The 3,870-nt window shown below is 71.7% G+C and carries 3 protein-coding genes; 2 read left to right on the top strand and 1 reads right to left on the bottom strand.

Features of this window, described 5'->3' with window-relative positions:
• Nucleotides 1-91 precede the first annotated feature (91 nt).
• Nucleotides 92-1,246 carry an iron-containing alcohol dehydrogenase gene (locus K2Z83_RS22325; RefSeq protein ID WP_220597389.1) on the bottom strand — a complete coding sequence of 385 codons (1,155 nt, stop codon included), beginning with the start codon at nt 1,244-1,246 and terminating at the stop codon, nt 92-94.
• Nucleotides 1,247-1,315: 69 nt separating this feature from the next.
• On the opposite strand from K2Z83_RS22325, the gene K2Z83_RS22320 reads away from it, so the two are divergent.
• Nucleotides 1,316-3,067 carry a protein kinase gene (locus tag K2Z83_RS22320; protein WP_220597388.1) on the top strand — a complete coding sequence of 584 codons (1,752 nt, stop codon included), beginning with the start codon at nt 1,316-1,318 and terminating at the stop codon, nt 3,065-3,067.
• Between the two features lie 45 nt (nt 3,068-3,112).
• Nucleotides 3,113-3,870, top strand: a 758-nt coding sequence (locus K2Z83_RS22315) for a M23 family metallopeptidase (RefSeq protein ID WP_220597407.1), incomplete at its 3' end; no start/stop codon positions are given.

Below are 3,870 nucleotides of genomic sequence, written 5' to 3'. Positions count from 1 at the left end.
GCGGTGGGCGCAGGCGCGCAGGTGGAGCCGGGGTCCGTCCTGATAGGGACGTAAGGGCGCAGCAGCGCGGCGCTGCTGCGCCCTTACCAGATCACCACGTCTCCCTGAGGATCTCCAGCAGCTCCTCCTCGGTGGCGACGCGCGGGTTGTGGAAGATCGCGCCGTCCACCAGGGCGGTGGCCGCCAGCTCGGGCAGGACGTCCTCGGAGACGCCCACATCGCGCAGGCGGGTGGGCAGCCCGCAGTCGATCGCCAGGGTCGCCACGGCGCTGATGCCGTCGGCGATCACCTCGCTGTCGCTGCGCCCGCCGGCGTTCACGCCCATGGCGCGGGCGATCCGCACGTAGCGGTGGGGCACCACCACGCTGTTGAAGCGCATGCCGGCGGGCATGAAGAGCGCGTTGGCCGTGCCGTGGTGGACGTGGCACTTGCCGCCGAGGGCGTGGGAGAGGGCGTGGATCACCCCGAAGTAGCTGTTTGCGCAGGCCATGCCGGCCATACAGGCGGCGATCAGCATCTCGCCGCGGGCCTCGATATCGCTGCCGGTCTGCACGGCGTCGCGCAGGTGGTTGGCGATCAGGTCGATCGCGGTGAGGGCCAGCCCGTCGCTGAAGGGGCTGTTCTCGGTGGAGACGAAGGTCTCGATCGCGTGGGAGAGGGCGTCCATGCCGGTGGCCGCAGTGAGCATGGGCGGCAGCGACCGGGTGAGCAGCGGGTCGAGCACGGCGATGTCGGGCACCAGGTAGCGGCTGGCGAAGCTCAGCTTGAGGTCCTGGTCCTCGTCGCGGATGACGGCGAAGGGCGTGACCTCGCTGCCGGTGCCGCCGGTGGTGGGGATGGCGATCATCGGCGTGAGCTGGTCCGGGATGACATTGTAGCCCTGGTAGTCGAGCAGGTGGCCGCCGTTCGTCAGCACGATGCGGATGCCCTTGGCGGTGTCCAGCGGGCTGCCGCCGCCCACGGCGACGATCAGGTCGGCGCCGGCCGCGCTCGCCGCCGCCGCGCCCTCCATCACCTTGGCCACCGAGGAGTTGGCGGGCACCGAGTCGAAGATGCCGACGATCTCGACGCTCTCGCGCAGCCCGGCGACCACCGGGTCGAGCAGGCCGGCCCCCACCACGCCCTTGTCGGTGACGATGAAGGCCCGCTGCGCGCCGAGCTCCTCGATCACCGGGCCGAGCTCGGCGGCCAGCCCCACCTTATAGAGCACGCGCGTCCCTATAGCGAACTCGAAAAATTCTTGCATAAAACGATCCTTTGTCTCGCTGCGTCATGGCATAATGACATTATACGGTCACTGTGAAGGGGGTACGCGATGCAACCACAGAGTCAGGCGGGCCTTCCCTCGAACACGCTGATCCACGAGCGCTACCTGATCGTGCGGACGATCGGGCGCGGCGGGATGGGCGCGGTCTACGAGGCGGTGGATCAGCGCCTCGGCGCGACGGTGGCCCTCAAGCAGATGACTGTCAGCGGGGCTGATGTGTCCGCCGCCTTCGAGCGCGAGGCGCGCATCCTCGCCGGCCTGCGCCACCCCTCGCTGCCCAAGGTCTCCGACTTCTTCAGCGACGGCCAGAGCCGGTTCCTGGTCATGGAGTTTATCCCCGGCACGGACCTGGGCACCCTGCTCGCGCAGCGCGGCCGGCCCTTCCCGGTGGATGATGTGCTGCGCTGGGCCGACCAGTGCCTGGCGGTGCTGGAGTACCTGCACGTCCAGTCGCCGCCGATCATCCACCGCGACATCAAGCCGCAGAATATGAAGCTGACCCCGGCGGGCGAGATCGTGCTGCTCGACTTCGGCCTGGCCAAGGGCTACGCCGCATCGCAGTCGCCCACCACGGGCAGCATCTTCGCCTACACGCCGAACTATGCCCCGCTGGAGCAGGTGCAGGGCGCGGGCACGACGCCGGCGAGCGACCTGTACGCCCTGGCGGCCACCCTGTACCACCTGCTCACCGGCGCGCCGCCGCCCGATGTGCTCCAGCGCCTTGGCGGCGCGGCGTCGGGCCAGGCCGACCCGCTGCGCTCGGCGAGCCAGATGAACCCGCTGGTGCCGCCGGCGGTCGGCGCGTGGGTCTCGCACGGCCTCCAGCTCGACCAGCGCGGCAGGCCGCCGAGCGCCGCGGTGATGCGGGCTGACCTCCAGCAGATCCAGCGCGGCGCGGCGCTGCCTGCGGCGAGCACTGGCCCGACCATTGTGGCCGGCGCTCCGCAGACACCGCTCCCTCCCCCGGCGGCCCCGGCCGCGCCCCACCCGGCCGAGGCCGCCCGCCGCCGCCCCGGCCCGCTGGCCTTCGTGATCGCCGCCCTTGTGGTCCTGCTGGTCGGCGCGGTCGGCCTGGCGGTATGGCTGCTCGGCGGCAGGCAGACGGGCAGCGCCGGGATTCCGCCCACAGCCGTGTCCCAGCTCTCGCCGACGGACCTCCCCGCGCCGACGGAGCCGCCCGCGCCGACGGAGCCGCCGCCGACCGATGTACCTGCGCCGACGGAGCCGCCCGCGCCGACGGAGGCCCCAACCACGCCGCCGACTGCCGACCGCGCGCCGACGGCGATCGCCGCCCAGGTGAGCGGCCCGCAGTTTGGTCCCAGCGGCCCGCAGCGCCCCGCCCGCGCGTCGGCCAGCGGCGCCGCGCCCTCCGGCGTCGATAGCTCAGGCAACACGATCACCTACGACCCCCAGAACGTCGCCGACGGGCAGACCGACACCGCGTGGCGCGTCCCCGGCGACGGGGTCGGCCAGTATGTCCAGCTTGACCTCGCCGGGCCGGTGCGGATCGGCCAGGTGCAGATCCTGCCAGGCTACGCCAAGATCGATCCGCAGGACGGCACCGACCGCTTCCAGCAGAACCGGCGGGTGACGCGGGCGCGCCTGGAGTTTAGCGACGGCAGCAGCGTCGAGGCCACCTTCAGCGACTCGCCGACGCTCCAGGCGGTGCCGCTGCCCCAGCCGGTGATCAGCAGCTATGTGCGGGTGGTGGTGCTCGCCACGACGGCCCCCGGCGCGAGCGGCGGCCGCGACTTCACCCCGATCAGCGAGGTTGTGGTTATCGGCGAGGCGCAGCTGTAGAGCACTGAGGCGCTGAGGCGCTGAGATACTGAGGTTCTGAGAGCTATGCGAACATACATCCGACATCTGATACTGCTCTGCCTGCTGCTGCCCGCCCTCGTCGCCTGCGCCGCGCCCGAGGCCGCCGCGCCCACGGCCACCCCGGCGCCGAGCGCGACGGCCCTGCCAACTGAGACGGCGACGGCCACGCTCGCGCCAACTGAGACGGCGACGGCCACGCTCGCGCCAACTGAGACGGCCACGCTCGCGCCAACTGAGACAGCCACGCCGAGCGCGACGGCCATCCCGGCGGAGACCCTCACGCCCGAGGTGACAGAGGAGACGCCCCCGCAGGAGCCGGCCCCCGACTCGGGCGCGGAGCAGCCGAGCCTCGCCTTCACCTATGTCTTCCCGGTGCAGGGCGGGCGGGTGGACTACGGCTCCAGCCACCACGACTACCCGGCCACCGATATGTTCTGCCCGATAGGCAGCCAGTTTGTGGCTCCCACCGACGGCGTGATCGACTTTGTGAGCTATGAGGATATCTGGGACCCGGCCCACGACGACCCGGCGGTGCGCGGCGGCATCTCGGTGGCGATGATCGGCGACGACGGGGTGCGCTACTACGGCTCGCATCTCTCGGCGGTGGCCGACGGGATCGCGCCGGGGGTGTATGTGGCCGCCGGGCAGCTGCTCGGCCTGACCGGCAAGAGCGGCAACGCCCGTAGCACGCCGTCCCACCTGCACTTCGGCATCTCGCACCCGACCACGCCCGACGACTGGCAGGTGCGGCGGGGCGAGGTCTCGCCCTACCCCTACCTGCG

The organism is Oscillochloris sp. ZM17-4 (genome assembly GCF_019599295.1).
In the GTDB taxonomy this organism is placed as follows: domain Bacteria; phylum Chloroflexota; class Chloroflexia; order Chloroflexales; family Chloroflexaceae; genus Oscillochloris.
The sequence above is the reverse complement of the archived record's forward strand: the minus strand, read 5'-3'. Positions and strand labels throughout refer to the sequence as shown.

Coding starts and splice junctions, on each gene's coding strand:
- K2Z83_RS22320 (WP_220597388.1), top strand. CDS start 1,316: ATGCAACCACAGAGTCAGGCGGGCCTTCCCTCGAACACGCTGATCCAC.
- K2Z83_RS22325 (WP_220597389.1), bottom strand. CDS start 1,246: ATGCAAGAATTTTTCGAGTTCGCTATAGGGACGCGCGTGCTCTATAAG.